Here is a 26,243-nt window from a genome sequence, read left to right on the forward strand (position 1 = left end):
GGGAAACCCGGACAAACTGAAATCCAAGGGAGGAGAACCATGAAGAAATTTACCACAACAGCTTTGGGGACCGCGATAGCGCTGGCTGCGTCAGTGTCGGCCGCGCAAGCTGATAAACTCACGCTCTATTGCTCCGCGCAGGAAGAGTGGTGCCAACTGATGGCACGTGGCTTTGAAGAAGCAACCGGGATCGACGTGGACATGACACGCAAATCCTCGGGAGAAACCTTTGCGCAAATCCGCGCCGAAGCGTCCAACCCCAAAGGCGATGTCTGGTGGGGTGGCACGGGTGACCCGCATCTGCAGGCGGCTGAAGAAGGCCTGACGATGGAATATGTCTCCCCGATGCGCGATCAGTTGCATGACTGGGCCATTTCGCAGGCCGAAAGCGCCGGAAACCGGACCATCGGCATTTATTCCGGAGCGCTTGGATACGGCTACAACACCGATCTTTTGGCCGCCAACAACCTGCCTGAACCGGCGTGCTGGAAGGACCTTCTGAAGCCCGAGTACAAAGGCCATGTCCAGATGGCGAACCCCAATTCATCGGGCACTGCGTACACCACGCTTGCGTCCATGGTGCAAATTTTCGGCGAGGACGAAGGCTTCGAGTACATGAAGGGCCTGCACGCCAACATCAACCAGTACACCAAGTCGGGCTCTGCCCCGATCAAGGCGGCGGGCCGGGGCGAAAGCACCATCGGTATCGTCTTTATGCATGACGCCGTAGCACAGGCCGTCGCAGGTTTCCCGATCAAGGTCGTCGCCCCCTGCGAAGGCACCGGCTACGAGATCGGCTCCATGTCGATCATCGACGGTGCCCGCAACGAGGAAGAAGCCAAGAAGTTCTATGACTGGGCGCTGAGCTCCGAGGCACAGAACCTCGCGCTTCAGGTCAACGCGTTCCAGGTTCCGTCCAACAAAGGCGCACAGACTTCGGAAAGCGCGCCGGATATGTCGACGATCAAGCTGATCAACTACGACTTCAAGAAGTATGGCTCGTCCGACGAACGCAAGCGGTTGCTGCAGAAGTGGGACGAAGACGTCTCGACCTTGCCGCAGTAAGTGCGCGCTTCGACGACTGATAAGACCTCCCACCCGGTACTGATCTTCTGGATCCTTGCCGGGTGGGTCGGGTACTGCCTTCTGCCATGGTACATGGTGGAGGACGGTCTATGGTCGTTCGAGTGGCTCTTCGATGGCTATCCATTCGACGAAGATTATGCGCCTGCCGCCTTCTTGATCGGACAGGGCGAAAAGACTTGGCTCGCCCCTCTTCTCATCCCGCTGGCCCTGCCCCTTCTGGTGCTGGGCCGCGTTAAATCTGACCCGGTCTATTCCCGAATCCTGATCCTGTCAGGGACATTGGGATTCGGCTGGTTGATTGCACAGGGCTTCTCAATCGGCATTCGCGGCTTCAACTACGATTGGCTGGGCTCGCTTTTCGGCGACATTCGTCTGCGCCAGTTCGGCATGGGCTATGGCGCGATGATCTGCGCCACCGCTTTTCTATTTCTGCTGACCCAAGGCATCGCCGCCCGCGGGGCGATCAACGGCGACGTCTTCGTGGTCAGCGCGATTGGCGGCGTGATTACAATCGTGACCGCCTTCGTGTTCTTTCCCATCGCAAAGATGCTGTTCGCAGCGTTCGTGACAGAGGACGGCGCGTATTCCATTTCGGTCTTTTTTGCCAAGTTCTTTGACGACCGCCTTTGGGGGCTGGGGTGTTTGTGGGGTGCGCGATGCGGAGCCGCATGGAATTCGCTCTTCCTCGCCATCATGGTCGGATTCATCACAACGGCGCTCGGTCTTGCCTTCGCACTTGTCGTCACCCGCTCCGGCTTTCGCTACAAGCGTGCGTTGCGCGCCCTGACAGTTCTCCCGATCATCACCCCACCTTTCGTGATCGGCCTTGCGCTGATCCTGCTCTTTGGCCTGTCCGGCACAGTCACTCAGTTCGTCGCAGAACTCTTTGACCTGACACCTACACGATGGCTCTACGGGATGCCGGGTGTTCTGATCGCACAAACCCTTGCTTTTACCCCCATCGCCTTTCTGGTGTTGATCGGCGTTGTCGAAGGTGTGTCTCCTTCCATGGAAGAAGCCGCACAAACCTTGCGGGCAAACCGCTGGCAGACATTCAAGACGGTCTCATTACCGTTGATGCGGCCCGGTCTCGCCAATGCGTTCCTGCTGGGCTTCATCGAAAGCATGGCCGATTTCGGCAATCCTCTGGTGCTTGGCGGCAATTTCGACGTGCTCTCGACCGAAATCTTCTTCGCCATCGTCGGCGCGCAATACGATCAGGGCCGCGCTGCTGTGCTGGCGATTGTGCTGCTGTTTTTCACCCTGTCGGCCTTTTACGCACAGCGCATGTGGCTCGGAAAGAAAAGTTACACCACTGTCACGGGCAAAGGAGATTCCGGGGTTCATCCGCTGATGCCGAAAGGGCTGGCGATCCCGGTCATCGTCGTCGCACTTGGATGGGCACTCTTCACCGCGGCAGTCTATGCCATGATCATCTATGGCAGCGTGGTCGAGCTTTGGGGGGTCAACAACTCTCTCACCTTCAAGCACTATGTCACGGCGTTCTCGGTTCGGTTCGAAGAGGAAGGTATCCGCTGGACTGGAGCCGCGTGGGACAGCTTCTGGACCACCATCACCATCGCCGCGATTGCCGCCCCGCTCACAGCGGCGGTGGGTCTGGTGACCGCCTATCTGCTGACCCGCCAAAGCTTTGCCGGGAAAAACGCGTTCGAGTTCGGGACGATGCTGTCCTTTGCCATTCCCGGCACCGTGATCGGTGTCAGCTACATCCTTGCCTTCAACGTGCCGCCGATTGAGATCACGGGAACCGGCGTGATCCTCGTGATCAGCTTCATCTTCCGCAACATGCCGGTGGGTGTGAGGGCTGGCATCGCCTCCATGTCACAACTCGACCGGAGCCTTGATGAGTCCTCGCTCACGCTTGGCGCAAACTCGTGGCAAACCTTCCGCAGGGTCATCCTGCCGCTGCTGCGGCCCGCGATCCTGGCCGCGCTGGTTTACAGCTTTGTCCGGGCGATGACGGCGATTTCGGCGGTGATCTTTCTTGTCTCGGCCGAGTACGACATGGCGACCAGTTATATCATCGGTCGGGTCGAGAATAACGATTACGGCCTCGCCATCGCCTATTCCACCACGCTGATTTTCGTGATGCTGGCGGTCGTTGGCGCAATGCAGCTGATTGTCGGACGCACCCAGATCGGGCGGCGGATGAGCCAGTCTCGGACCAATGTCTAGGAGATCCTGAGATGACGATACAATCCAAAGCCGCGCCGGTCCGCTTTGACGGAGTCTCCAAGGTTTTCGGCAAAGACGTCCGGGCAGTCGACAATATCGACCTGCATGTCGATGCTGGCAAACTGGTGACCCTTCTGGGTCCGTCTGGCTGCGGCAAGACCACAACACTGCGGATGATCGCAGGGCTTGAGATGGCGACATCCGGCAAGATACTGATCGGTGACCGCGATGTGACCAAGCTACCGGCGACCGACCGCGATGTGTCGATGGTATTTCAATCCTACGCGCTCTTCCCGCATATGACGGTATTGGAGAACGTCATGTATGGCCTGACCTTCTCGGGCTTCGCCAAGCCGGAAGCCCGCAGTCGCGCACTTGCGGGTCTGGACCTTGTAGGCCTCAAAGGTTTTGACAGCCGCCTACCGTCCGAACTGTCCGGCGGCCAGCAGCAGCGCGTGGCCGTTGCGCGGGCGCTGGTTCTGGAACCGCAGGTACTGCTCTTCGACGAACCTCTGTCCAACCTCGACGCAAAGCTGCGCCGTCAGGTACGCGAAGACATCCGTGCGATCCAGAAAGACCTTGGTCTGACGGTGGTTTATGTGACCCATGATCAGGAAGAGGCGCTGGCCGTGTCGGATGAGATCGTCGTGATGCGCAACGCGGCCATTGCCCAGATGGGCACACCGCGTCAGCTCTACGATGCCCCAAATGACCGGTTTGTCGCCGACTTCATCGGTGAGGCAAACCTGCTGCCCTGCGAGATCGTCTCGGTCGATGGCGACATGGCCACCATCGAGATCGAAGGCTATCGCCACACCCTGCCGTCGCGTGGTCTGTCGCCCGGCGCGGCAACCATCGCCGTGCGACCGTCTCGGCTGGTGATTGACACGGAACAGGGTGTTCCCGCTACTGTTGCCAAGGCGACCTATGTGGGCGTGCGGATGGAATACACGCTTACCGGAAAATTCGGTCAGGTCTTCGCAGTCCATGACAATGTCGATACACCGCTTGAACCCGGAACCGAAGTGCGGATGGGGTTTGCGGCCAAAGGCCCGGTACTCTTGCCCGAATAAATGCCACGCCTTTTGATCATCACGCATCCAGAGGTCGTCGTTGACCCCCATATCCCTGTGCGTGACTGGGGCTTGAACGAAACCGGTCGGCACCGGGCCGCGCTGTTTGCCGGGTCGGATCAGATGGCGTCAGTCACGCATATCTGGTCCAGCACCGAAACAAAGGCGTGCGAAACGGCCGTTATTCTTGCCCGACCTCGCGATCTGCCCATCGCCGTGGATGCGCGGCTTGGCGAGAACGACCGAAGCGCAACAGGCTTTCTGCCGCCTCCACGTTTCGAAGCCGCCGCCGATGCGTTCTTTGTCAACCCTGAGACAAGCTTCAAAGGCTGGGAAACCGCACGTGCTGCCCAAGCGCGGATTGTGCAGGCCGTACACGACATCACGGCGCAGCATAAAGATGGCGATCTGGCCATTGTCACACATGGCGCTGTGGGCACCCTGCTCTACTGCCAGCTGTGCGGCCTGGAGATCGACCGCGCCCATGATCAGCCGGGACAGGGTCACTATTGGACCGCAGATCTGGCGTCCCTGCGTCCAGATCACGGGTGGAGGCCAATAGCCTGACCCGTTGCGTCAGGCGTTCCAGGCCCGATCCGCGATGTCGACAAGCGTGTCAAACACGTCTGGCGTTCCAACAACGACACGCCCGCCATCCCGGATCATGGCAGTGGCGTCCTGTACCTCGACCCGGCCCCCAGCTTCTTCGACCAAGAGCTGACCAGCAAGACAATCCCACGCGTTCATATGCTCTTCCATGTATCCCAGCAGCCGACCCGCCGCGACATACGCGATGGATAAGGCACCGCTCGCATTGCGATGATACATGGCCCCTTGGTCGATGAGGTTGGCAATCACCGGGATCACATTCGTGGCCTCCACGCGGTTCGAATAGCCCACCGCAACAGTGCCGTCGGACAGGGATTTACCAGAAGCAACCTGCATCTTCGCGTCGTTCAAATACGCCCCGCCCCCCCGCAACGCGGCATAGGTTTCACCGACATTCGGATCATGGATCACTCCCACCTCGGTTCGCCCTTCGGCCACGCCTGCGAGGACGATTGTCCAGGAGGGGATGCCATTCAAGAAATTCGTGGTCCCGTCGATGGGGTCGATCACCCAGTCGAACCCGCTGGTTCCCGGCTTGGGATCGTGTTCTTCGCCATAGACGCCATCGTTGGGCCATGCCTCAGCCAACCGCCGCCGGATCAGCAACTCAACGTTGCGATCCGCTTCGCTGACCCAATCCTGAGCGCCCTTTTGATCGACCGCGAGACTGCCTCTGTTCCGGAAATAAGCCAAGGCTTCGACCCCGGCCGACCGGCACAGAGAGATCGCAAATTGTTGCCTGTCACGTAAACGATCCATTGGGGTTCTGTTCCTGCTCGCCTGATCGGGATGATGCTATCGCCCGGCTGGGCGCTTCACAATCGGCAATCCGGTCGAAGGCTTTACCGATCTGCTCCTCTACGGGGCCGTACCAACGGTTTGGCTTTGTACAGGTCCTGACGCCAACACAATGCAATCGCATTCTTGTTAGGCTTTCCGCCGCTCCATGAGGCAGAGCGGCGGAAAGCGCCTCATCACTTCTTCAGATTGGTCCAGATTTGGTCGTAGACCTCTTGCGTGGCCTGATCGCAGACTTCGATAAACACACCGGCCCCGGCGCTTGCCGGCGGGTTGCTTTCGGGTTGGGTCGCCAGCGTCGGGTCGAGAAACTCTCCGACACCCGTCAGCCCGGCATTGTAACGCGCGTAGTTGGTGACAGCGGCGATGTTCTCGGGCTCCAGCAGGAAATCCATGAACTTGATCGCGTTGTCGCGGTTCGGCGCGTCCTTGAGCAGGACGACGTTGTCCATCCAGACGATGTAGCCCTGCGACGGGAAGGCGTATTCGACATTGGCGCCCTCTTCGCGGCCCTTGGCGGCAAAGCCATCGTAGATCTGGCCGACCGCGGCATCGCCCGACACCAGCACCTCTTTCGCGGTGTCCGAGTTGAAGGACGCCCAATGGGTCTTGGCCGATTGCAACATGTCGTTCAGCGCCTTGAGCTGATCGCGGTCGGTGGAACATTGCGGGATGCCCATGTGAAGGGCCGCCATGGCGAGCACTTCGCCCTGACTGTCGAGCATGTTGATCTTGCCCGACAGCTCGGCCGGGGGATTGAACAGGATGTCCGTGGTGCCGATGTCGCCTGTAAAGACGTCTCGGTTTACCGCGAACGATGTCGATCCCCACTGATAGGGGATCGAGTGTGCGCGCCCCGGATCGAAGGACGGATCAGCCCATTCCGGCGCAATATTGCCCTTGTTGGACAGCTCTCCGTCGGCAATCGTATCAAGCAGACCCTCGCCCGCCATGATCTGCACCATGTAGTCGCCCGGCACCGCCACGTCATAGGTGCCGATGGCCCCGGCCTTGAGCGATGCGAGCAGCGCTTCGTTGCTGTCATAGGTGTCCATGACCACTTCGACGCCGTAGTCTTCGCTGAACTTGTCGAGCAATTCCTGCGGGATGTATTCGAACCAGTGGTAGATCACCAGTTTGCCCTCGGCCATGGCCGCCCCGGCTGTCAGCGCCAGCGCGCTGGCTGCGACGGTGGTCTTGAGAAATGTCTTCATGGTCAGTCCCCTGTTGGTTGATGCCCTTGCGGGCGGAGTTGGTTTACCACGTTCAGTGGCCTTGGAATCCTTCTAGCACGTTCACGGTGTTGATCCCGATTTCCGCGATGTCGTAGCCGCCCTCCATCACAAAGAGCGTCGGCAGGCCGGCGGCGGCGATGTCCGCGCCCATAGTGATGAAATCCGGTGAGGTGAGTTTGAAAAAGCTGATCGGATCGGTCTCGAACGTATCGACCCCAAGCGACACGATCACAGCCTCCGGTGCATAGTCCGCGATCCGCGCCAAGGCTGTGGCCAGTGCGGTGCGCCAGACATCAAAACCCGTACCGCGCGGCATCGGCAGATTGAGTGTAAAGCCTTCGCCTGCGCCAGAGCCGGTTTCGTTGGCATAGCCCAGGAAGTAGGGAAACGCCTCTTCCGGGGTGCCATGCAGAGAGATGAACAGAACATCGGCGCGGTCGTAGAAGATGTCCTGCGTCCCGTTTCCGTGATGGAAGTCGACGTCGAGGATGGCAACCCGCGCCATCCCTGTGTCGCGCAGATGTTGAGCCGCGATGGCCGCGTTGTTGAAGAAGCAATAGCCACCGTAAAGGTCCTTGGCCGCGTGGTGCCCCGGCGGGCGGCAGAGTGCGAAACAACCGCGCGTGCCGGTGCGCAGACGCTCTGCCCCGGTGAGCGCGACATGGACACTTTAAAGCGCGGCCCGCCATGTGCCTTGCGTGATGCTGGTTTCGGCGGCGAGCGCGTAATAGCCCAACTGCCCGTCGATGCCCGACGGACGCGCTTGCACCATACGCCGCGCAGGCCATGTGCCTGCAATCGCTTCGCCTTTGAACCCGGCGGCCTGCCAGCGGTCCCATGCCGATTGCAGGAAGTCGACATATTCGGCATCGTGCACCGCGAGGATCGGCTCCATGCCAAAGCTGTCGGGCGCCGTGATCGGCCCCAGACCCACCTCGGTCAGCCGCGCATGGATGTAGTCGAGCCGCGAAGGGCGTTCGAACGGGTAGACCAGTTGCCCGCCATATAGTTCCGTCTGGGCGTCGCGTAGTTTGTGGTCTTCGGAATAGATCGTTTCCATCAGCGTCCCTTTGCCGGATCCCGGCGTCCGATCAGCCAGGACAACGCGACCATGACGATGGATACCGCCAGCAGAAGCGTTGAAATGGCCATGATGTTGGGCTTGATGCCCTGTTTGACCGCGCCAAAGATCGCGGTGGGAAGGGTCTCGACTCCCGCGCCTTTGACGAAATTGGTGATGATGAAGTCATCGAGCGAGATGATGAAGGCAAGGATGAACCCTGACATGATTCCCGGCATCATCAGCGGCAGAAGAATGCGTGTAAACGCCTGCCGCTTGGTGGCGTAAAGGTCCATCGCAGCCTGTTCGTACGTGGCTTCGATCCCCTGCATCCGCGCAGAAATCGGCAAGTAGGCAAAGGGAATGCAGAACGCGATATGGGCGAGCAGAATGGTCATCAACCCGCGTTCGATCGCGATGGCGTTGAAGAAGATCAGAGTAGCAACGGCAGTGACGATCTCGGGCACCATGAGCGGCAGGGAGATCAGGCCGATCGAGACCGTGCGCAGCCGGAACGTTCCCGCGCGCAAGACAGCGGTGGCGGCCAGTGTGGCGATGATTGTGGCCGTGGTGGCCGCGGTGATGGCGATGATGAAGCTGTTCCACGCGGCCTCTTTGAACTTGCCGCTTTCGGGGCCGGTGAACACGTCCACATACCAGCGCAGCGAGAATCCTTCCCAGATCGTGATCGAGGGGGAGTCGTTGAAACTATAGACCGCGACCACGACCAGCGGCGCATAGAGGATAACCAGACACAGCAGCGTTATAGCGAAAAAGCCCGGATAGCGGCGCAGGTCATAGGGTTTGGCCATCACGCCGCCTCCTTCCGGCTTTGGCGGGCAAAGATCATCAGCAGGATAAGTACCATCGTCAGAAGGATCATCGACGCCGCAGCCCCGAAGGGCCAATTGCCTGCATTGCCCTTGAACTGTTCTTCGATCAGCGACCCAATCATGAAGGTCTTGGCACCACCCAGCAGATCAGGCGCGAGGAACGATCCGAGCGAAGGCACGAAGACAAGGATGCACCCCGCGATGATGCCCGGCTTGACTGACGGGATCACGATCCGGCGCATCACCGCCCAGCGCGGGGCGTAGAGGTCGGAGGCCGCCTCGGAGAGGGCGAAGTTGTAGCGTTCAACGGCCGCATAGATCGGCAACACCATGAACGGCAGGTAGGAGTAGAACAGCCCCAACTGCACGGCGAGGTTGGTGTTCACGATGCCCAATGGTTCGGAAATGATCCCCAACCCGATCAGCCCGTCATTTAGAGGCCCTTCGTCGCGCAGCAGGAACTTCATCGACACGGTGCGAATGAGCAGATTCACCCAATAGGGGATCGTCACCAGAAACACCCACAGTGCACGTTGCCCTTCAGGGCGCGTGGCGATGAAATAGGCGGTCGGAAAACCGATCAGCAGGCTGAGGGTCGTGGCCGCGCCCGCCTGCCAGATCGACCGCCAGAAAATCCCGATATAGGTCCATTCGATCTTCGGTGGTTCGTCCCCGAAAAGGCCACGGTCAAAGAAAAACTGGTCATAGGCGTCGAGGCTGAACTCCCAGATCACGCCGCCCCGGAATTCCTTGGTCAGGAAGGAATAGACCAGCATGATCATCAACGGCGCGAGCGTCAGCAGACCCAGCGTCACCCAGGCGGGCAGCAACAGCAGCGTGCGCGCCTCGCGATAGGTTTCGCTCTGGACCGCACCACCTGTCGCGCCACCGCCCGCCATCAGTCGATCAGGAGCCGTGCGGCCCCGTGCTCCATGTTGACTGCAACCTCGGTGCCCGGCTCGAAGATGCGCGCGTTGCCACGCGAGGAATTGGACGAGCGCACGGTGAATTGCGGGCCGCCGTCCAGATCGACGATGGTGGCGATGTCGGTGCCGATATAGATCATCTCGCGCACCCGCCCCTTGAGGCTTTCGTCCGCAACCGGGTCTGCCGACAGGAACAAACGTTCCGGTCGCAGCGACATATGCACCTTGGCGCCCGGCCCGATCCCGTCCACCGCATCGCAGGTCAACCTATGTCTGCCACCCAAATGGCACTGCGCGCGCCCTTTCGCGACCGCATCTACAGTGACTTCCATCAGGTTCGTGTCACCGATGAAGTCCGCCACAAAGACGTTGCGCGGACGTTCGTAGATCTCGCGCGCTTCACCCAGTTGCTGCAATTCGCCGGAAGACATGACCGCGATGCGGTCGGACATGGTCAGCGCCTCTTCCTGATCATGGGTGACGAAGATGAAGGTGATGCCGGTTTCGCGCTGCAGGTGCTTGAGTTCCACCTGCATCGCCTTGCGCAGCTTGAGATCAAGCGCCGACAGCGGTTCATCAAGCAGCAGCACCTTTGGGCGTGGCGCCAAGGCACGGGCCAAGGCGACGCGTTGCTGTTGGCCACCGGACAGTTGCGACGGTTTGCGTGCCGCGAATTGCGACAATTGCACCATCTCAAGCACTTCGCCCGCACGCGCACGGGCCTCGGCCTTGGATTTGCCTAGCATTTCAAGGCCAAATCCCACGTTCTCCAGCACGTCCATGTGCGGAAACAGCGCGTAGTTCTGGAACACGGTGTTGACCGGGCGCTTGTGCGGAGGCAATCGGTCGATCTCTTGACCGTAAAGAAAAATTGCGCCTTCGGTCACATCCTCGAACCCGGCAATCATCCGCAACAGCGTGGTCTTGCCACAGCCAGATGGGCCGAGCAGCGTGAAAAATTCATTGTCCCGAATGGACAGGGAAATCTTCTTGAGTGCCGCGAACGTACCATAGCGTTTGACCGCATTCTGCACGTCGATCGCGATGTCCCTGTCTTGCGGCACGGCTGTCTCTCTGGCGAAGTCCTTGGTATACCCTAGAAAGGAAGCAATGTACGCAGAAGACTTGTGTCCCTCAGCACTTATTAGCCTTTGCCTAATTCGCTTTATCGAAACGCCCTTTTTCTGGGCGTTGCTATTAGGTTCTGTCTATCCACAGCCTCCATCCAGGGTGCTCAAACGACCATAATGTTCTGGCCTGCGGTCCCGGAAAACACCCCAATAAGTGCGGTTTCGCGCCACCGTGTCGAGATCGAAGGTGTGAATCAGCACAGTTTCGTTGGTCCGATCCGCCTCAGCCACTTTGGCGCCGAATTCGTCGGTAATGAAGGACGATCCGTAAAAGGTCATTTCCGTGCCATGTCGCCCTGGCTCTGTTCCGATGCGGTTCGACGCGATCAGCGGCACGAGGTTTGCGCCTGCATGACCTTGCTGAACACGTTGCCAATGGGGTGCACTGTCCCATTCCTTCGCCCCAATCTCCGACCCGATGGCGGTGGGAAAGAAAAACAGCTCTGCGCCTTGCAACGCCATTGCTCTTGCGGTTTCGGGAAACCATTGGTCCCAGCAGATGCCCACGCCGATCCGCCCATAGGCCGTATCCCAGACGCGGAACCCTGTGTCGCCCGGCGAAAAGTGGTACTTCTCTTGGTAGCCCGCGCCATGCGGAATATGGGTCTTGCGATAGAGACCCAATTGGGCACCATTCGCGTCGATCACGGCAACCGTATTGAACCGCGCCTGCCCCGCCAGTTCGTAAAACGACACCGGCAGCACGACCTTCATGTCCGAGGCCAGCCTGGCAAACCGCTCGAGCGTGGGATGATCGACCGCGGGCCGTGCGCGGAACAGATCTTCGGGGTCTTCGTCCTGGCAGAAATAGCGGCTCTCGAACAATTCCTGCAGCAGGATGATCTGCGCGCCCTGACCGGCGGCCTGCCAGACCAAGGCCTCCGCCCGGTCGACATTCTCTGCCTCATCCGCACCACAGGCCATCTGAGTCGCGGCAACGGTGACCTGTCTCATCTTTTGCCCCTCAGTTCGTCATTGCATGCAGCAGCCGGTCGAGCATGGCGTCGCAGACCTGCCCCTCCGACTGCAACAGGTGTTCATTCGCCTTGGCCTCTCGTTTGCGCATCGAAACGGGACCACATAACTCAGTCGGAATGGCCACCCCCTCCGCGGTGCCAGAGGCGACTTTTTGGTGCTGGTCAATCGACTGCAAGCTCCGTGATCTCGCGACGAAATGGCAGCGCATCGCCAATATCCTCACCATCCAGTTCGCGCGCATAGCGGTGGCCTGCATAGGTCGCCCAGGCAATCGGTCCCGGCGCTTCGGCATCCCCGATGATCCGCACAGAGGCGATCCCCGCATCCGCCCAATTCGCCTCGCGTGCCTTAAGGTCATGGTAAAGCTGGTTGTTTTCCAACTTCGACGCCACCACCACCACCGCGTCGCAGTCGATCTGGCGGGTCTTATCGGTATAGGTGCAGTTCGATACCACATGGCCCGCCGCGATCTCAGTCACACCGCGATTGAGAACGATCTCGACGCCCATCTCGGCCAGTCGGCGGTGGATCGTGTGCTGTTCCAGCGTGTTCACCGTCCAGTCCGAAAGATAGGCCGATGGCGTGACGATCGTCACTGCGCACCCCGCGTTGCGCAGCAGTTCCGCGAGAACGCCACCCATGTAGTAATGATCGTCATCATAAATCACGACGTGGCCCGAGGGGCGCTGACCGTCCATGATGTCATCGGGCGTGAACACCGGCATTGCAGCATCCATCGGGAACGGCACCACATGCTGACGGCTCACCCCGTCCCTTCGCCAAGAGGCCCCGGTGGCGATACAGATGTTCTGGAAGCCGAATTCGAGGATCGCGTCCGCATCCAGAGCGCTGTCGAAATAGGTCTCCACGTTGGGTTTCTGGCTGATCTGATAGGTGCGGTAATCCGCAACCCGCCCCCAGGCAGACAGGCCCGGCAACAGCCGTTCCCGTGCGACGCGCCCACCCAGAACACGACCAGCCTCGGCCAGTGCCACGTCATAGCCGCGTTCGGCCAAAGCACGTGTCGCCTCCAACCCGGCCGGGCCTGCGCCCACGACCAACACATTTTCGCTGCGACCCTTGGGGTTCATGCGTTCCGGGTGCCAGCCCTTGCGCCATTCCTCCATGAAGGTGGGGTTCTGCGTACAGCGGCTGATCGACATCGTCATGTCGCCGGTGATGCAGATGTTGCAGCCAATGCATTCGCGGATGTCTTCGATCCGGCCTTCCTCGATCTTCTTGGGCAGGAACGGATCGGCGATCGACGGGCGAGCGCAGCCAATAGCGTCGAGCACACCGCTGCGCACCATCTTGGCCATCACATCCGGCGACGTGAACCGCCCGACCCCCACCACCGGTTTCGACGACAACTCGCGGATGCCGCGCACCAGCGCCTCTTGCGCGCCTTCCTCTTTAAAGCGTGACGGGCCGGAGCAATCTTCCCACGTGCCATGCGCCAGGTCCCACAGGTCCGGCAGGTCCTTGTTCATGTCGATGAACTCGCGCACCTCGGCGTTCGAAAAGCCGAGATCGCCGATGGTCTCGTCCAGCGACACCCGCAGAGTGAGACCCATACTGTCCCCCACCGCGTCGCGCATGTCGGCAATCACCTCGCGCGCAAAGCGGGACCGGTTTTCCAGACTGCCGCCGTATTCATCGTCGCGCATATTGGTGGCGCGGCTGAGGAAGTGCTGGAAAATGCCGAAGCCATGCGCACCGTAAAGGCAAATCAGGTCAAAACCCGCGATCTTGGCGCGCTTGGCTGCGTTCACGAACCAGCGGCGCAAATCCTTGATCTCGCCCTTCGACAAGGCGCGTGCCTGAACGGGGTCATTGGTGAAGGTGCGGATCGGCCCGGCAGAGACCGCAAGCGGCACTTCCTTGGTGTACATGTTCGGCCCGTTGATGCCGGAATAGGCAAGTTGAATGCCCGCCAGCGCGCCATGCTCTTTCATCTTGCCCGCCATCTTGGCGAGCATCGGGATGTCCTTGTCCTCCCACAGGCGCAGTTCGATGAAAGGAGTGATCTCCGATGTGTGGTGCATCTCGCATTGCTCGGTAAAGATCACACCCCAGCCGCCTTCGGATTTGATCCCGCGCATGGCCGCAGCCGCGGATGGGTCGCGATAGCCGCCGCCGTTGCAATGCGGCACCTGGTAAAAGCGATTCTTGGCGGTGACCGGACCGATGGTCAGCGGGTCGAATAGCACGTCATACCAGGGATCGCGTCCGTCGAGCATTCGTCTCTCCTGTCGATTTTGACCAGCTTCGCCGGAAATGCTGCAGCGCAAAAGCCCAGCTTCTGGAAGCGTTGATTAGGCCCGCGCTAAGCCAACGGCTGTCCCCCGATCCGGTCCAGTTGCCCGGTCGCCACAAGGTTTGATGCATAGTCGATGAAGGCCCGCACGGCGTTGGATCGTGCCGCGTCCTGGGCCGTGAGCAGGCCCATCCGCAACGCGCGCACATCCCCTGCAATGGGCAGAACCTTGACCGCATTGCCATCGGGCGAGGTATCGCTGAACGGACGGACATTCGCGATGGAATAGCCGAAATCGTTGCCCACCATAGACCGCATCACCGCCATGTCGCGCGTACGCTCGGCGATTACTGGCTTTTCACCGATCACATCAAAAAGAGACAGGAAATAATCCGCGCTGAGCGGCAGGTCCAAAAGCACCATGGGATGTTTGCTCAGATCGTCCATCGTGACAGATGTCTGCTGTGCCAAGGGATGATCCGCGCTCAGCAGCGCGATAGGAGGCAGGAGCACGAGCGCAGTGAATTGAAGATCGGCCGGCAATTCAAGATCATAGGTCAATGCAACGTCGATTTCGGAACGCCGCAGCGCGCTGAACAATTCAACCTGATTCATTTCATGCTGTCGCATGCGCACATCCGGAAAATCCGCCTCGAACCCCTTTCGCAACGTCGGCAATACCAGTTGTGCAAAAGTCAGAAGGCACCCGACGCTGAGCGGCCCACGCACTGTCCCGGCGATGTCACCTGCGATATCCATCATCGCCCCGGCTTCGCGAAGGACCAGTTGCGCCTGAACCAGCATTTCGCGCCCGGCCTGGGTCAGGGACAATCCTTGTGCGTGTTGGCGCACGAACAAGGGAAGGCCAAACTCTGCCTCAAGCTGCGAAACTGCCGAAGAAATCGATGGCGATGACACGTTGATCCGCTCCGACGCGCGCGCAATGCTGCCGGTTTCGCCGACCGCAACGAAATATTCCAATTGCCGCAGCGTATAACGCAGCATCTGCTTCCCCTGTTCGATGGCTCACTTCAAACTCTGGACGGGTTCGCAGATGTCTTCAAGGCAGCGTCGTAACAGTGTTCGTCATTGATCGCCGGGGACGCCGTAAGATGGGGCCTGCGTTGGATCGAGCGCCCGCTGCACATAGGCGTCGAGTTGTGGTTTGTAGACCTCCCACGCTCTGGCAACCGCTTCGATTGGGCAAACTTCGGTCCAGTCGCAGCGCAGATCGGCGACGGGCCAGCTGACTTTGTCGACAAGCATCATTCCCGCGGAATGCACCGGCCCAGCCTCGCCACCAGCGGCAAGCCCGGCGCGCAAGGCCGCGATCAGACGGTCGCCAAGATGGCCCCTTGCCGCCTCAAAACCCGCAACGATGGCCGCTGGCACAGTGTCATTGGCCAGCAGATTGCCGCCGGATGCTACATCCCTGCCCTGCGCTTGCGTCCAGACCCCCAGCGATTTCGAACCGGAGTGGATTGCTGTGCGGCCCTGCCGATCAATCGCCAAAACCTGACGATAGGCAATGTGGCGCCCCTGATCGCGCACGCCCGCAATAGCCTCTGCCGCCGACATGCCACCCTGCATCATGTCCAGCGCAAAAGGCCCGAGCGATGGGTCGGTCACGTTCTGACTGGCCACCGCACCGACACCGGCCCGCGCATATGAACAGCGCGCTGCAACTGCAGGCGAAGACGAAGAAATCGCCACTCCGAACATCCCTGTTTCGGCACAGCGCGCGACCAGTGAAAACGTCATTGCTGATACCCGTCCGGGATCACGGCAGTGCCGTCGATCTCTACCAGCCACTCAGGCCGTGCCAGCGCGCTCACGACAAGGCCCGTGGACACCGGATGTACGCCTTTTATGTATTCACCCATGGTCCGGTAAACCGCTTCACGGTGACGGACGTCGGTGATGTAGACGACCACCTTGACCAGATGAGCCATCTCTCCGCCGGCTTCCTCGATCAATTGCTTGATGTTTTGCATGACTTTATGGGTCTGTTCGGCCGGATCATGGCTGTCGATGTTCTTTGCATCATCAAGGTTCTGCGGGCATTGCCCTCGCAGCCAGACGATCTTGCCTCCCGTCGTCACTACGGCCTGGCACAGATCATTGTCGAGCCGCTGCTCGGGGTAGGTGTCTGCGGTGTTGAATGTACGGATGCGCGTATGGGCCATCGATCATGTCCTCTTGAGGTTCGTCAAAGGTCTATCCCGCAGGCAATAAAATGTAGAAAGACACATTTCCTCACCTGAGCTTAGTCCAAGCCTAAGATTGGTTAGAGACAGCCCAAGCAAGGCTTCCGGAATTCATTGTGTGCTGCGGTGGCTGAGGCCGCCTAGTCTCACCCCAAGCGTCATGGAGGCAAGAGATGGAAGAATTCGACACCGTGGTCGTCGGCGCCGGTCAGGCCGGAGTGGCGATGAGCGAGCATCTGACCAACCTGGGGATCGATCACGTTGTTCTTGAACGCGATCGCGTCGCGGAGCGTTGGCGCAGCGAACGCTGGGATTCCCTCGTCGCCAATGGACCAGCCTGGCATGACCGCTTTCCCAACATGAAATTCGACTGTGAAGACGATGCTTTTCCAGACAAGGAGCGCGTTGCCGCCTATTTCGAAGCCTATGCAAAAAGGTTCAATGCACCGATCCGAACCGGCGTCGAAGTGACCGCCGTCACGCCGCATATGGGCCGTTTTGTGGTCGAAACTTCTGAAGGCGTCATCAACGCCCGTCATGTTGTCGCTGCCACCGGCCCGTTTCAGAAGCCTGCAATTCCTCCAGTCATCCCTGTCGATGTCGGTCCCTTGCAGATGCATTCGAATGCCTATCGCAACCCGGGCCAACTGCCGGATGGTGCCGTTCTGGTTGTCGGTGGAGGCTCGTCCGGGGTCCAGATCGCCGACGAACTGATGAAGGCCGGGCGTAAGGTCTATCTGTCGATTGGACCCCATGATCGCCCTCCCCGCCGGTATCGCGAGCGCGACAACGTCTGGTGGCTGGGCGTGCTAGGCAAATGGAACGCCGACAGTCCCGGCCCCGGAACCGAACATGTGACCATCGCCGTCAGCGGCGCTGAGGGCGGCAAGACAATCGATTTCCGGAGACTCGCGCATCAGGGCATGACGCTTCTTGGGATGACAGCCGGTTACAAAGGCGGCCTTGTCACCTTTGCCGACGACTTGCCCACAAATCTTGCAGCCGGGGACGCAAACTATCTTTCTGTGCTGGACGACGCGGACGCCTATATCGCGCGACACGGGCTTGACCTCCCGGAAGAGCCCGAGGCGCGGATCATTCCGGACGATCCTGAATGCGTCCGCAATCCCATCACTGAACTTGATCTGAGGGAAGCCGGCATCAGCACGATTTTGTGGGCCACCGGCTACAAGTTCGATTTCAGCTGGATCAAGTCCGACACCTTCGACGCGTTGGGCCGCCCGCTCCATCAGCGCGGAGTGAGCCGTGAACCGGGCCTTTATTTCCTCGGTTTGCCTTGGCAAACCCGGCGCGGATCCTCGTTCATCTGGGGGGTTTGGCATGACGCAAAATTCATTGCGGATCAGATCGCCATACAGACGGGTTACATGTCGTATACCGGAACTGCGGCCATTCGCGTCCCTGAAGAGGCTTGAAAGGCGCCCCCAAGACGCGTGTTTGTCCCAAGGAGAAGCTTTACTCGTTCGGCTGACGGAGCAGCAGAACATCCGTCACAGTTAAGGGATCTGCTCCGACAAAAAGATCACCACCATCCAGCAATGAAGCCGGTTTTAGGTGCTCAGTTCGGGCATCTACTCGTCATCCAAGGGCGGCTTCCAGCACAGCGTCCGAGTGGCGATCCATCATCAGCATATGCGATCCGCCAGGGGCAACCTCTGTGACGGTATCAATAAGACGCACGGGCGCTCCAGACTTTGACACCTGCGTGAACAAAGCGGCCCACGCGTCGCGCCGTGCGCTCCAATGCGGGGCGGCGTCGAGGTAATCGCCCTGTACCAGCGTCAGGGGACATTGTGCAAACGAGGTCCGACCTGCGGGCAGCGCAGAAGGTTCAATCGCGACGATCCGGGAAAATAAGTCAGGGCGGGCGGCATATGCGTCAAAGGTCATCTCTGCGCCTTGAGAGTGACAGATCACAAGCGCAGGACCGGTGCACGCAAGCACGGCCAGCAGCCCATTTGTCTGGAGCTGCGAAGTTCCGATCCAGCGTGGGGAGAACCGCTCGGCCAGAGCTGCAAGAGCTTGGACCGGGAATTGCTGCCCGACAAAAGGCTTACGGTCCTCAAACCCGGCGGCAGGACCGAAGCGAAACAGGTCCCAGGCTTCCTCCAGCGAGCGCAGGATCGGGTCCGGCCCCATCACCTGTGGCGCAAAGCTTGCGCGCCCACGTTCCACCATATCGACCACATGCACCTCGTGTCTTAGGTCAAGCAAACGGTGAAGCCAGCCTGGGCGGCCATCCGGAGTGGTTTCCCAGGTCGACCCGCTCATTCCTCCGCCGTGCACAAGCACCACCGGCGGCGCGTCGCGTCGGGTGGCTGGGATGAAATACTGGACATAGGTCTGGGCGACGGCGAAATGGCCGCGCGGATCATAGGGGATCGCGGTGTCGCGGGTCACCTGGATCTCGCGGATCTCACCCTCGGCAACGTGGTGCAGATGCCCGCCCACGGTGTAGCTGCCAAAATCGCGAAGCGTGTAGGTCATGCGGCCAACAGGCCCCGGCGCTGTGACATGCCGAGGCCTGTCCTGATCATTCGAGGCTGTTCAGTGCTTCATACTCGTCATACGCCTTCGAGAAGGCTTGATAGCTTTCAACGACGCGGGCGAACATCGGGTCGGCTGCCGATTGTTCGGCGTAAACCGCGTCCGAGGCGGTGCGCAGCGCCTCGATCACTTCATCCGGAAAGCGGCGAACCTCGACGCCATTGGCGCGGAAGGCGTCCAGATATTGCTGCTGGCCGACCACGGCGGTGCCGATGGTCCAAAGGTTCAGGTCCATGCAGGCCGTCTCGATTGCCGTGCGGTGCTGGTCCGTAAGCCCGTCCCACATGTCCTTGTTCATGTAGAACTCGATAAAGCCAGACGGCTGGTGCCAGCCGGGGAAGTAGTAGTTTTTGGCCACCTTGTCGAAACCGAGAAGCCGGTCGACCATGGGAAAGCTGAGTTCGGTCGCGTCCAGACGCCCGGTTTCCAGCGCGGTCGAAATCTCACCCGCCGGAAGGCTCATGGCATTGGCACCCAGCTTGGCAAGGATCGCGCCTCCGAGGCCGCCGATACGAATGTTGAGGCCCTGAAGATCCTCTACCGAGTTGATTTCCTTGGTGTACCAGCCGCCCGCTTCGGAAATGATGACTCCACAGGGCATCGGCACCACGTTGAATGGCTCGTAAATCTCGCGCCAAAGTTCCAGCCCACCACCGTGATGGACCCAAGAGACATATTTGATCGCGTCCGGACCAAAGGGCATAGAACCAAAGAGCGCCGCTGCCGGCGCCTTGCCTGCCGCATAGGCCGCAAAGCTCATGCCTGCTGGGATCGCCCCAGCGCCGACATTGTCGAAGATCTCGAAGGCGGGCGACAACTCGCCATCCCCAAGGTGGATGAAATTGACTTCCCCGTTGGTCAAGGTGGACACTTTGGCGGCAAAGCGGTCGATGCCCGGGCCAAGCACGGGCAGTTGCTTGGCGAAGGCCGATTGCAGATTGTAATCTCCAGCCTGTGCGCCTGCGGCCGTCATGACCGCCAGAGCGGCCCCGATAAGCAGTTTCTTCATTGTCTTTCCTCCCAGAAAAGCGCCTGTCACAGCAGGCCGGTTATCAGCCAAGGGAATACCATCATAAGCCCCAAAGCAAAAAGCTGCAGCGTGATGAAGGGCATCACTCCGCGGTAGATTTCGGTGGTTTGCACCTGATCGCCCGCCGCCCCGCGCAGGTAGAACAACGCAAAGCCGAAGGGCGGTGTCAGAAAACTGGTTTGAAGGTTCACAGCCACAAGGACGCCGAACCAGATCATCAGCGCCTGCCCCTCCAGCCCGTTGCCGAAATCGAGCCCCGCAATCACCGGTGCGAATATCGGGATCAGGATCAGCGTGATTTCCAGCCAATCGAGCACAAACCCAAGCACGAAGATGGCCGCCATGACCACCATCAGCACCACCCAAGGCGCGGTGCCAAAAGCCCCCAGAGCGTCGCGGATCATCGCATCACCGCCAATTCCCTTGAAGACGGCGGAAAAGCAGGTTGCCCCAACGATGACCATCATCACCATCGAGGTGGCCAGAACGGTATCCCGCGCGGCGTCCATGATCACTCCGACATCGAACTTGCGGTAGAGCGCGGTCACCAGGATCGCCCCAAGTGCGCCAAGGCCGCTGGCCTCTGTGGGCGTCGCAAGCCCCGTGATGATCGAGCCGAGAACCGACAGCACAAGGATCAGCAGCGGGGCAACATCGATCAATGTGCGCAGCACCCCTCTGAGCAGGCCCATCGGCGCAGCTTTTTCTGCACGCGGCAGACCTCGCGCGCGCCAGATGATGTAGATCCCATAGAGCAGCACGAGCAACAGGCCCGGCCCGATGGCCCCGGCGAACATATCCGGCACCGGGGTTTGCAACTGATCGCCAAGGACAATTAGCATCACCGAAGGCGGGATCAGGATCGCCAGCGTGCCACTAGCCGCGATCAGACCAGAGGACGTTGCCTTGTCATAGCCGACCTCGACCATGCGCGGCAGCGCCAGCAACGCCAGCAAGACAACCGAGGCACCCACCACGCCCGAACTGGCCGCCAACAGCACACCAATCACCAGAACCGCGATGCCCATGCCAGCCGCCGTGCCGCCCAAGGCGCGCTGCGCGCCTTTCAACGCGTTCTCCGCGACGCCGGATTTTTCAAGGATCAGCCCCATGAAGATGAACATCGGGATGGCCACAAGCAGCCAGTTTGTCAGCACATTGGCATAGATACGGCTGACGATCAGGTTGAAGAACGCGATCGGAAGGTCAGAGAGCAGGATAAAAATGGCCGAAGATCCGGCAAGAACAAAGGCAACCCGGTAACCTGCCAGAATACCCGCAAGGGTAAGGGCGGCCATGGCCAGGGGAAGGACAAGATCGCTCATCTTCGCAGAAGGCCCCGGATCAGGCGCAGACTTTCCCATAGCATTGCGACGGCCAGAAGCGACAGCCCAAGAGGCAACACCAGCTTGATCAGCCACAGATCGTTGAGCCCGCCACTCGCCGAGCCCTCATCGGACCGCCACGCGCGCTCCCAAAATCGCACGGAACCGGGGATAGCCATGACAAGAAAAGGCGTCGCAAAGATCAGGTTGCCCGCCAAATCCAGAGCTGACCGCCCTCGTGGCGGGTAGCGATCATACAGAAAATCGACCCGTACGTGGCGGTCGCATAACAAGACCAAACCGGCGGGCAGCAGAGCAATCACCGCCAGAACATGCCATTGCAGGTCCAGCAACGAATTCAGCGATACGGCAGTGCCAAACCAGAAAACGCGGTTCTCGAAGCTCAGCAAAGGATTGATATCAAGGAAATTGGCGAACACCTGCAATGCGATACACAGCATCAGCGCGATCACCAGAACCGCAAAGCTGTTCATCAGGGCGCGCTCTGCGCGGACAATCCACGTCTGGCCCTTGTCGGCCATCCTTTCCTCCCCAATCACGATCTTGAACGCTTTGGTAAAATCAGCCTAGCAATAACTCGCTCCATATGAAACTATATTATTGCCGGATATCTTGTCAGAAGTCTTGCCTGAAAAGGAGGGCGGCCGTTGAAGCTTATCGACATTTTGGGCGGCACGCCGCTGCCCGTGGGTTACCGCATGGCCTTTCTGACGGTGTTCTTCAGGGAACCGCTGCTGCGCCGTATCGAGCGCGAGCACGGGCTGGTGCGGCCGGAATGGACCGTGCTGGTTTGTCTGGCCTATCAGGACGGTCTGAACGCCCGGGATATCTGCGAGATCACGGAGCAGCCTTCGAATTCCATCAGCCGAGGTGTCGCTTCTTTGCTGGACAAGGGCTTTGTTGCCCGCCGCCCCGACCCCGAGGACGCGCGGCGCAATATGCTCGACATCACACACGCCGGACGTGAGGTCTATAGCGCCGCTATGGATCTGTTCGTACAGGCCGAAACGCATATGACCGCCTGCTTGAACGACGCTGAACGCGCCACGCTGATAGGTCTGCTCGACAAGTTGGCGCGCGATGTGCCGCGCTGGAGAACCATGCCGCCCTATACGGATGCCAATGATGACTGATGCGCCCTACCCCAACCCCGCCGCCGCATCGCTCCGTCGCCTTCTTGCACGACCGGGCCTTGTGATGATGCCCTGCTGCTTTGATGCGCTCTCGGCGCGGTTGATCGAGCAAGCGGGGTTCGAATTGACCTTTCTTTCGGGTTTTGCCGCCTCGGCCAGCCGGATTGGCGCGCCTGATCTGGGTCTGATGAGCTTTGGCGAAGTCCGCGATCAGGCCCGCAATGTGATGGAAGCCATCAATATCCCGATGATGGTGGACGGCGACACCGGCTACGGAAATCCGATGAACGTGTTGCGCACTGTTGAGGGTTTCGCGCGTGCGGGCTGCGCCGGCGTGATGATCGAGGATCAGGTGGCGCCCAAGCGCTGCGGTCATACGCAGGGCAAGGCTGTCGTCGACCGCGAGGAGGCGTTTGACCGGATCCGCGCCGCCGTCGAGGCACGGGGACGCGCGGATATCGTCCTCAAGGCACGCACGGATGCGCGCCGTACCCATGGGCTGGCCGAGGCCATCGAACGTGCGCAGACCTTTACCGAATTGGGCGCCGAGATGGTGTTCATCGAAGAGCCGCTGGACATCGACGAGATGCGTACGATCTGCAAAGAGGTGCCCGGCGCGATGGTGGCCAATATGCTGGAGGGTGGGCAAACTCCGATCCTGCCCCCGGCGCAGCTTGAAGAGCTTGGGTTCAAGGTGGCGGCCTATCCGCTTGCTGCGCTGTCGGCGGCCATGCAGGCAATGGTCGGCACGCTTGCGGCACTCAAGGCAGGGAAAGATCATACCGGTGGCCTGATGCCCTTTGCCGAATTGCGCGACCGGATCGGCTTCAACGCATATTACGAAACAGAGGCGCGTTACTCCCGGCGGGACTCAACATTTCGCCGGACCTAAGTTCGGGCTGCAGCCGTTTTCGTGAACCCCGAGAGTGCGTGTTCATGAAACGGGCGAATCCACGTGGCGAGAAGAGCATTCAGCCGCTGCCAACAGTGAGGGAGCAGGCGCCCAGGCCAGCGGGTCTTCCTGCGCTCATTCGGACAGCCGCGCGACGATTGCCTTTGCCCCCAAGCTGTCGGCGTGATGCATCAGCCCGCCCCGCCGGCGCGGAAAGCCGTAGCCCAAAACCGTGACCAGATAGATATCGGACGCCCGCGCCGCAATCCCCTCTGACAGGATCGCTGCAGCTTCGCTCACTATGGCCAATACGAGCCGCTCGACGATCTCGGCCTCGTCGATCCTGCGCCGTGTGACGCCAGCGAACAAGGCCTCCTCAGGCGCGCTTTCCGGACCGGATTGTAAATGTCGGCATTGCCGAACAGGTGATGGTCGGCGTCGGAGCCGGCTTGGCCAACGGTGGCCGCGTGCCATTTGTTTCCGCCGCGTCTTGTTTCCTGACGGGTCATGCGCTTGAGCAGATCAAGGCCGATGTCGCCTACTCGAATTACAACGTGAAGCTTGTTGGCCAGTCTTCGGGCGTGGCCTATGGCGAACTTGGCGCAACACATCATTTGATCGAAGATCTAACCTGGCTTCGCGCGATGCCCCAGATCACGACAATCGTCCCGGCCGACCCCTGGGAGACCGAAGAGGCTGTAAGATGGGCTGCTTCGCACGACGGTCCGGTCTATTTGCGGCTTTCGCGCATGAAAGTGCCTGACCTCGGCCCTGATGCCGACGGCGCGCGCCGCTTCACCCCCGGCCGGGCTCGCACGATGCGACACGGGGATGACGCCACGATCCTGGCAAGTGGCACGACGGTGCACCTCGCTCTGAACGCTGCTGACGAACTGGCCGCCGAAGGGATCTATGTCCGCGTTCTTTCGTTTCACACACTGAACCCGATCGACGTAGATGCAGTTCTTGCGGCGGCTGAAAAAACCAAAGCGATGATCACCGTCGAGGAAGGGCTCAAATCCGGAGGTCTCGGGGGAGCAGTGGCGGAATTGGTGACCGCCAATACGCCCGTCCCTCTCGAACGGATCGGCTTTGATGGGTTTCAGACGAAGGGGGATGCCGAAACGCTCTTTGCCAAGGCCGGATTGTCCGCCGATGGGATCAAGAACGCGACACATCGCGTCCTCGGAAGAAAGTCCAAGGACCGATGATCTGCCTTGCCATAGATCAGGGCACGACTAACCTAAAGGCGCTTTTGGTCGACGAGTCCGGTCAGATCCTTAGTTCTGCGTCGCACGCGATGACGTCCACATATCCACATGCGGGCTGGGCAGAGCAGGACGCGACCCAAATCTGGGCATCAACGCAAGCTGTAATCGCCGAGTTGACGAGGGAGGCCCCGGCCATCGACGTGATTGGCATTGCCAATCAGCGCGAAACGCTTGTGGTTTAGGGCGCTCAGACGGGTGACCCCATCGGACCGGCTCCCCTTTGGCAATGCAGGCGGACCGCAGCGCAATGCCGAGATCTGGTGGATCAAGGACACGGTCCAGACGTGCACAGTCGCACGGGGCTGGAGATCAACCCGCTTTTTCCCGCCTCGAAACTCACATGGTTTCTGAACACCGATGCACGCGCGTGCGACTTGGCGCATTCTGGCAACCTTCGCGCGGGAACGGTTGATACATGGTTGATCTGGAATCTGACCGGCGGCACGGTCTTCGCCACGGATCATTCCAACGCCTCCCGAACACTTTTGTTCGACACCAATGCGATGTCGTGGAGCATTGTTCTGGCCGATATCTTTGGCGTCCCCCGCAGTTGTCTCGCGGAGTGCAAGAGCTCGGATGGCGATTTCGGATGCACGGGACCAGGCATAGAGGGCGTTCCCGCAGGTATTCCCATTCGTGCAGTGATGGGTGACAGCCATGCAGCGCTATACGGCCACGGTTTGCGCAATCCGGGGGCGGTAAAGGCGACCTACGGTACTGGCTCTTCTCTGATGATGCTGACAGAAGAGCGTTTGCTGCCCAACAGCGGGATCTCTTCGACAGTCGCCTGGACGGAAGGCGGGCGGACGATCTATGCGCTCGAAGGCAATATCACGGTGTCCGGACAGGCTGCCGAATTTGCAGCAGAAATGCTCGGCCTCGATAGGGTGACCGATCTCGCGGATTTGGCCGATACCGTCGACGACACGGGCGGCGTTACCTTCGTGCCCGCGCTTGCAGGTCTCGGCGCGCCATATTGGGGCGATAAGGCGCGTGGGCTTTTCGCTGGCCTGAGCCTTGGGACAAAACGTGGCCACATCGCGCGAGCCGCGATCGACGCCATTGCGCAACAGGTCGCTGACGTGTTCGAAGCCATGAGCGCTGATGTCGGCCGCGAAACCGCTGCCCTGCGCGCCGATGGCGGCGCGTCTTCGAATTCAGGTCTCATGCAGCTTCAGTCAGACCTCATCGGATGCAAGGTTGAGCGTTCCCAGGTCGCTGAGGTCGGTGCTCTGGGTGTCGCAGCAATGGCCGCAAACGCCATCGGCCATCCCATGGCAATCGACCTTGGGACGGACATTTTTGTTCCGGTTGAGCAGCCTTCGAAACGCAAAGCGGATCGTTCCCGTTGGCGACGCGCGGTCGCACGTGCGCGAGGCGTCTGACAGACGAGGTTCGGACACCCACTTCATGCGGTCAATGAAATGACGCACGACGCGCGAAAGCCGCACAGCTTTCGCTGGGACATCCACATGTGTTGGCCAGTCTCTTGCCCATCTGTCCGTCTGGGCTTGAGTGCGTATCTTGGCAACGCGAAGGCCAGCCATCGGTTTTGGTCAAATGGTGTGCAAATACAGATCGTAATCGACATCCGGGATCGTTCGCGCCACGCGAG

General features: G+C 60.1%; 25 protein-coding genes and 3 pseudogenes. 11 read left to right on the plus strand and 17 right to left on the minus strand.

Features of this window, described 5'->3' with window-relative positions; all coding sequences use genetic code 11:
- Window positions 1-39: 39 nt before the first annotated feature.
- The 4 genes from JJ869_RS04650 to JJ869_RS04665 are packed head-to-tail and all read left to right on the plus strand — an operon-like array spanning window position 40 to window position 4,922.
- Complete coding sequence (locus JJ869_RS04650) at window positions 40-1,065, plus strand: ABC transporter substrate-binding protein (RefSeq protein ID WP_292264916.1); 1,026 nt, start codon at window positions 40-42, stop codon at window positions 1,063-1,065.
- Window positions 1,066-3,282: an iron ABC transporter permease gene (locus tag JJ869_RS04655; RefSeq protein WP_292264917.1), complete on the plus strand. Its 2,217-nt coding sequence runs from the start codon at window positions 1,066-1,068 to the stop codon at window positions 3,280-3,282.
- A gap of 11 nt (window positions 3,283-3,293) precedes the next feature.
- Window positions 3,294-4,355, plus strand: a complete 1,062-nt coding sequence (locus JJ869_RS04660; protein WP_292264918.1) for an ABC transporter ATP-binding protein — start codon at window positions 3,294-3,296, stop codon at window positions 4,353-4,355.
- Window positions 4,356-4,922: a histidine phosphatase family protein gene (locus JJ869_RS04665; RefSeq protein WP_292264920.1), complete on the plus strand. Its 567-nt coding sequence runs from the start codon at window positions 4,356-4,358 to the stop codon at window positions 4,920-4,922.
- A 9-nt stretch (window positions 4,923-4,931) separates the two neighbouring features.
- Here JJ869_RS04665 and JJ869_RS04670 read toward each other — a convergent pair whose 3' ends face one another.
- The 12 genes and pseudogenes from JJ869_RS04670 to JJ869_RS04720 form a co-directional block, all read right to left on the minus strand.
- Window positions 4,932-5,723: an inositol monophosphatase family protein gene (locus tag JJ869_RS04670; protein WP_292264922.1), complete on the minus strand. Its 792-nt coding sequence runs from the start codon at window positions 5,721-5,723 to the stop codon at window positions 4,932-4,934.
- A gap of 215 nt (window positions 5,724-5,938) precedes the next feature.
- On the minus strand, window positions 5,939-6,976 hold the full coding sequence (locus tag JJ869_RS04675; RefSeq protein WP_292264924.1) for an extracellular solute-binding protein: 1,038 nt from the start codon (window positions 6,974-6,976) through the stop codon (window positions 5,939-5,941).
- Between the two features lie 52 nt (window positions 6,977-7,028).
- A pseudogene (locus JJ869_RS23120) lies at window positions 7,029-7,646 on the minus strand (histone deacetylase family protein); the annotation flags it as partial.
- A 21-nt stretch (window positions 7,647-7,667) separates the two neighbouring features.
- The gene (locus JJ869_RS23125) at window positions 7,668-8,057 is read right to left on the minus strand and encodes a hypothetical protein (RefSeq protein ID WP_366510403.1); all 390 of its coding nucleotides are present in this window, start codon (window positions 8,055-8,057) and stop codon (window positions 7,668-7,670) included.
- Window positions 8,057-8,869, minus strand: coding sequence for an ABC transporter permease (locus tag JJ869_RS04685; protein WP_292264925.1), 813 nt, complete (start codon window positions 8,867-8,869; stop codon window positions 8,057-8,059). The genes JJ869_RS23125 and JJ869_RS04685 overlap by 1 nt, the downstream gene beginning before the upstream one ends.
- The gene (locus JJ869_RS04690) at window positions 8,869-9,789 is read right to left on the minus strand and encodes an ABC transporter permease (protein WP_292264926.1); all 921 of its coding nucleotides are present in this window, start codon (window positions 9,787-9,789) and stop codon (window positions 8,869-8,871) included. The genes JJ869_RS04685 and JJ869_RS04690 overlap by 1 nt, the downstream gene beginning before the upstream one ends.
- Window positions 9,789-10,880: an ABC transporter ATP-binding protein gene (locus JJ869_RS04695; protein ID WP_292264927.1), complete on the minus strand. Its 1,092-nt coding sequence runs from the start codon at window positions 10,878-10,880 to the stop codon at window positions 9,789-9,791. Before JJ869_RS04695 ends, JJ869_RS04690 begins: the two co-directional genes overlap by 1 nt.
- A 144-nt stretch (window positions 10,881-11,024) precedes the next feature.
- A complete protein-coding gene (gene aguB, locus JJ869_RS04700) occupies window positions 11,025-11,900 on the minus strand; it encodes an N-carbamoylputrescine amidase (RefSeq protein ID WP_292264928.1) in 876 nt (291 codons plus the stop codon).
- Window positions 11,901-12,085: 185 nt separating this feature from the next.
- A complete protein-coding gene (locus tag JJ869_RS04705) occupies window positions 12,086-14,164 on the minus strand; it encodes an FAD-dependent oxidoreductase (RefSeq protein WP_292264929.1) in 2,079 nt (692 codons plus the stop codon).
- A gap of 86 nt (window positions 14,165-14,250) precedes the next feature.
- Window positions 14,251-15,186: a LysR family transcriptional regulator gene (locus tag JJ869_RS04710; protein WP_292264930.1), complete on the minus strand. Its 936-nt coding sequence runs from the start codon at window positions 15,184-15,186 to the stop codon at window positions 14,251-14,253.
- Window positions 15,187-15,267: 81 nt separating this feature from the next.
- Window positions 15,268-15,942, minus strand: a complete 675-nt coding sequence (locus JJ869_RS04715) for a DUF1028 domain-containing protein (protein ID WP_292264932.1) — start codon at window positions 15,940-15,942, stop codon at window positions 15,268-15,270.
- Window positions 15,939-16,367 carry a RidA family protein gene (locus JJ869_RS04720; protein ID WP_292264933.1) on the minus strand — a complete coding sequence of 143 codons (429 nt, stop codon included), beginning with the start codon at window positions 16,365-16,367 and terminating at the stop codon, window positions 15,939-15,941. Before JJ869_RS04720 ends, JJ869_RS04715 begins: the two co-directional genes overlap by 4 nt.
- Before the next feature lie 194 nt (window positions 16,368-16,561).
- Between JJ869_RS04720 and JJ869_RS04725 the strand changes: the two genes are divergently transcribed.
- Window positions 16,562-17,824, plus strand: coding sequence for an NAD(P)/FAD-dependent oxidoreductase (locus JJ869_RS04725; RefSeq protein WP_292264934.1), 1,263 nt, complete (start codon window positions 16,562-16,564; stop codon window positions 17,822-17,824).
- Window positions 17,825-17,987: 163 nt separating this feature from the next.
- On the opposite strand, the gene JJ869_RS04730 is transcribed toward JJ869_RS04725, so the two are convergent.
- From JJ869_RS04730 to JJ869_RS04745, 4 genes are read right to left on the minus strand one after another with little or no spacing between them, the layout of a single operon-like run.
- On the minus strand, window positions 17,988-18,896 hold the full coding sequence (locus tag JJ869_RS04730; protein WP_292264935.1) for an alpha/beta fold hydrolase: 909 nt from the start codon (window positions 18,894-18,896) through the stop codon (window positions 17,988-17,990).
- Window positions 18,897-18,942: 46 nt separating this feature from the next.
- Window positions 18,943-19,965 (minus strand): TRAP transporter substrate-binding protein, encoded by a 1,023-nt coding sequence (locus JJ869_RS04735; RefSeq protein WP_292264937.1) that lies wholly within the window; start codon window positions 19,963-19,965, stop codon window positions 18,943-18,945.
- A 26-nt stretch (window positions 19,966-19,991) separates the two neighbouring features.
- A complete protein-coding gene (locus JJ869_RS04740) occupies window positions 19,992-21,311 on the minus strand; it encodes a TRAP transporter large permease subunit (RefSeq protein WP_292264938.1) in 1,320 nt (439 codons plus the stop codon).
- Window positions 21,308-21,853, minus strand: a complete 546-nt coding sequence (locus JJ869_RS04745) for a TRAP transporter small permease subunit (RefSeq protein WP_292264939.1) — start codon at window positions 21,851-21,853, stop codon at window positions 21,308-21,310. Before JJ869_RS04745 ends, JJ869_RS04740 begins: the two co-directional genes overlap by 4 nt.
- A 126-nt stretch (window positions 21,854-21,979) precedes the next feature.
- Here JJ869_RS04745 and JJ869_RS04750 point away from each other — a divergent pair, with 126 nt between their 5' ends.
- Both JJ869_RS04750 and JJ869_RS04755 read left to right on the plus strand, forming a co-directional pair.
- The gene (locus JJ869_RS04750; RefSeq protein WP_292264940.1) at window positions 21,980-22,465 is read left to right on the plus strand and encodes a MarR family winged helix-turn-helix transcriptional regulator; all 486 of its coding nucleotides are present in this window, start codon (window positions 21,980-21,982) and stop codon (window positions 22,463-22,465) included.
- Entirely contained in the window at window positions 22,458-23,357 is a 900-nt protein-coding gene (locus JJ869_RS04755) for an isocitrate lyase/PEP mutase family protein (RefSeq protein WP_292264942.1), read from the plus strand. Before JJ869_RS04750 ends, JJ869_RS04755 begins: the two co-directional genes overlap by 8 nt.
- 135 nt (window positions 23,358-23,492) lie before the next feature.
- Here JJ869_RS04755 and JJ869_RS04760 read toward each other — a convergent pair whose 3' ends face one another.
- Window positions 23,493-23,726: a hypothetical protein gene (locus JJ869_RS04760; protein ID WP_292264943.1), complete on the minus strand. Its 234-nt coding sequence runs from the start codon at window positions 23,724-23,726 to the stop codon at window positions 23,493-23,495.
- Between the two features lie 23 nt (window positions 23,727-23,749).
- Between JJ869_RS04760 and JJ869_RS04765 the strand changes: the two are divergent.
- From JJ869_RS04765 to JJ869_RS04780, 4 genes and pseudogenes are all read left to right on the plus strand, one after another.
- Window positions 23,750-24,106 (plus strand): annotated as a pseudogene (locus JJ869_RS04765) (transketolase family protein); the annotation flags it as partial.
- Entirely contained in the window at window positions 24,107-24,568 is a 462-nt protein-coding gene (locus JJ869_RS04770; RefSeq protein ID WP_292264947.1) for a transketolase C-terminal domain-containing protein, read from the plus strand. It begins immediately after the preceding pseudogene.
- Window positions 24,565-25,290: pseudogene (locus JJ869_RS04775) on the plus strand (FGGY family carbohydrate kinase); the annotation flags it as partial. The gene JJ869_RS04770 and the pseudogene JJ869_RS04775, both read left to right, overlap by 4 nt.
- On the plus strand, window positions 25,273-26,013 hold the full coding sequence (locus JJ869_RS04780) for an FGGY-family carbohydrate kinase (protein ID WP_292264948.1): 741 nt from the start codon (window positions 25,273-25,275) through the stop codon (window positions 26,011-26,013). The pseudogene JJ869_RS04775 and the gene JJ869_RS04780, both read left to right, overlap by 18 nt.
- Window positions 26,014-26,243 lie beyond the last annotated feature (230 nt).

The organism is Marivita sp., from assembly GCF_017643905.1.
Classification (GTDB): Bacteria; Pseudomonadota; Alphaproteobacteria; order Rhodobacterales; family Rhodobacteraceae; genus Marivita.

What these genes read in the sequence shown, in the direction of transcription:
- JJ869_RS04710 (WP_292264930.1), bottom strand. Translation starts at nt 15,186, where the DNA reads ATGCTGCGTTATACGCTGCGGCAATTGGAATATTTCGTTGCGGTCGGC.
- JJ869_RS04660 (WP_292264918.1), top strand. Translation starts at nt 3,294, where the DNA reads ATGACGATACAATCCAAAGCCGCGCCGGTCCGCTTTGACGGAGTCTCC.
- JJ869_RS04735 (WP_292264937.1), bottom strand. Translation starts at nt 19,965, where the DNA reads ATGAAGAAACTGCTTATCGGGGCCGCTCTGGCGGTCATGACGGCCGCA.
- JJ869_RS04715 (WP_292264932.1), bottom strand. Translation starts at nt 15,942, where the DNA reads ATGACGTTTTCACTGGTCGCGCGCTGTGCCGAAACAGGGATGTTCGGA.
- JJ869_RS04690 (WP_292264926.1), bottom strand. Translation starts at nt 9,789, where the DNA reads ATGGCGGGCGGTGGCGCGACAGGTGGTGCGGTCCAGAGCGAAACCTAT.
- JJ869_RS04720 (WP_292264933.1), bottom strand. Translation starts at nt 16,367, where the DNA reads ATGGCCCATACGCGCATCCGTACATTCAACACCGCAGACACCTACCCC.
- aguB (WP_292264928.1), bottom strand. Translation starts at nt 11,900, where the DNA reads ATGAGACAGGTCACCGTTGCCGCGACTCAGATGGCCTGTGGTGCGGAT.
- JJ869_RS04770 (WP_292264947.1), top strand. Translation starts at nt 24,107, where the DNA reads ATGAAAGTGCCTGACCTCGGCCCTGATGCCGACGGCGCGCGCCGCTTC.
- JJ869_RS04670 (WP_292264922.1), bottom strand. Translation starts at nt 5,723, where the DNA reads ATGGATCGTTTACGTGACAGGCAACAATTTGCGATCTCTCTGTGCCGG.
- JJ869_RS23125 (WP_366510403.1), bottom strand. Translation starts at nt 8,057, where the DNA reads ATGGAAACGATCTATTCCGAAGACCACAAACTACGCGACGCCCAGACG.
- JJ869_RS04685 (WP_292264925.1), bottom strand. Translation starts at nt 8,869, where the DNA reads ATGGCCAAACCCTATGACCTGCGCCGCTATCCGGGCTTTTTCGCTATA.
- JJ869_RS04650 (WP_292264916.1), top strand. Translation starts at nt 40, where the DNA reads ATGAAGAAATTTACCACAACAGCTTTGGGGACCGCGATAGCGCTGGCT.
- JJ869_RS04755 (WP_292264942.1), top strand. Translation starts at nt 22,458, where the DNA reads ATGACTGATGCGCCCTACCCCAACCCCGCCGCCGCATCGCTCCGTCGC.
- JJ869_RS04745 (WP_292264939.1), bottom strand. Translation starts at nt 21,853, where the DNA reads ATGGCCGACAAGGGCCAGACGTGGATTGTCCGCGCAGAGCGCGCCCTG.
- JJ869_RS04780 (WP_292264948.1), top strand. Translation starts at nt 25,273, where the DNA reads ATGGGTGACAGCCATGCAGCGCTATACGGCCACGGTTTGCGCAATCCG.
- JJ869_RS04740 (WP_292264938.1), bottom strand. Translation starts at nt 21,311, where the DNA reads ATGAGCGATCTTGTCCTTCCCCTGGCCATGGCCGCCCTTACCCTTGCG.
- JJ869_RS04725 (WP_292264934.1), top strand. Translation starts at nt 16,562, where the DNA reads ATGGAAGAATTCGACACCGTGGTCGTCGGCGCCGGTCAGGCCGGAGTG.
- JJ869_RS04730 (WP_292264935.1), bottom strand. Translation starts at nt 18,896, where the DNA reads ATGACCTACACGCTTCGCGATTTTGGCAGCTACACCGTGGGCGGGCAT.
- JJ869_RS04705 (WP_292264929.1), bottom strand. Translation starts at nt 14,164, where the DNA reads ATGCTCGACGGACGCGATCCCTGGTATGACGTGCTATTCGACCCGCTG.
- JJ869_RS04665 (WP_292264920.1), top strand. Translation starts at nt 4,356, where the DNA reads ATGCCACGCCTTTTGATCATCACGCATCCAGAGGTCGTCGTTGACCCC.
- JJ869_RS04675 (WP_292264924.1), bottom strand. Translation starts at nt 6,976, where the DNA reads ATGAAGACATTTCTCAAGACCACCGTCGCAGCCAGCGCGCTGGCGCTG.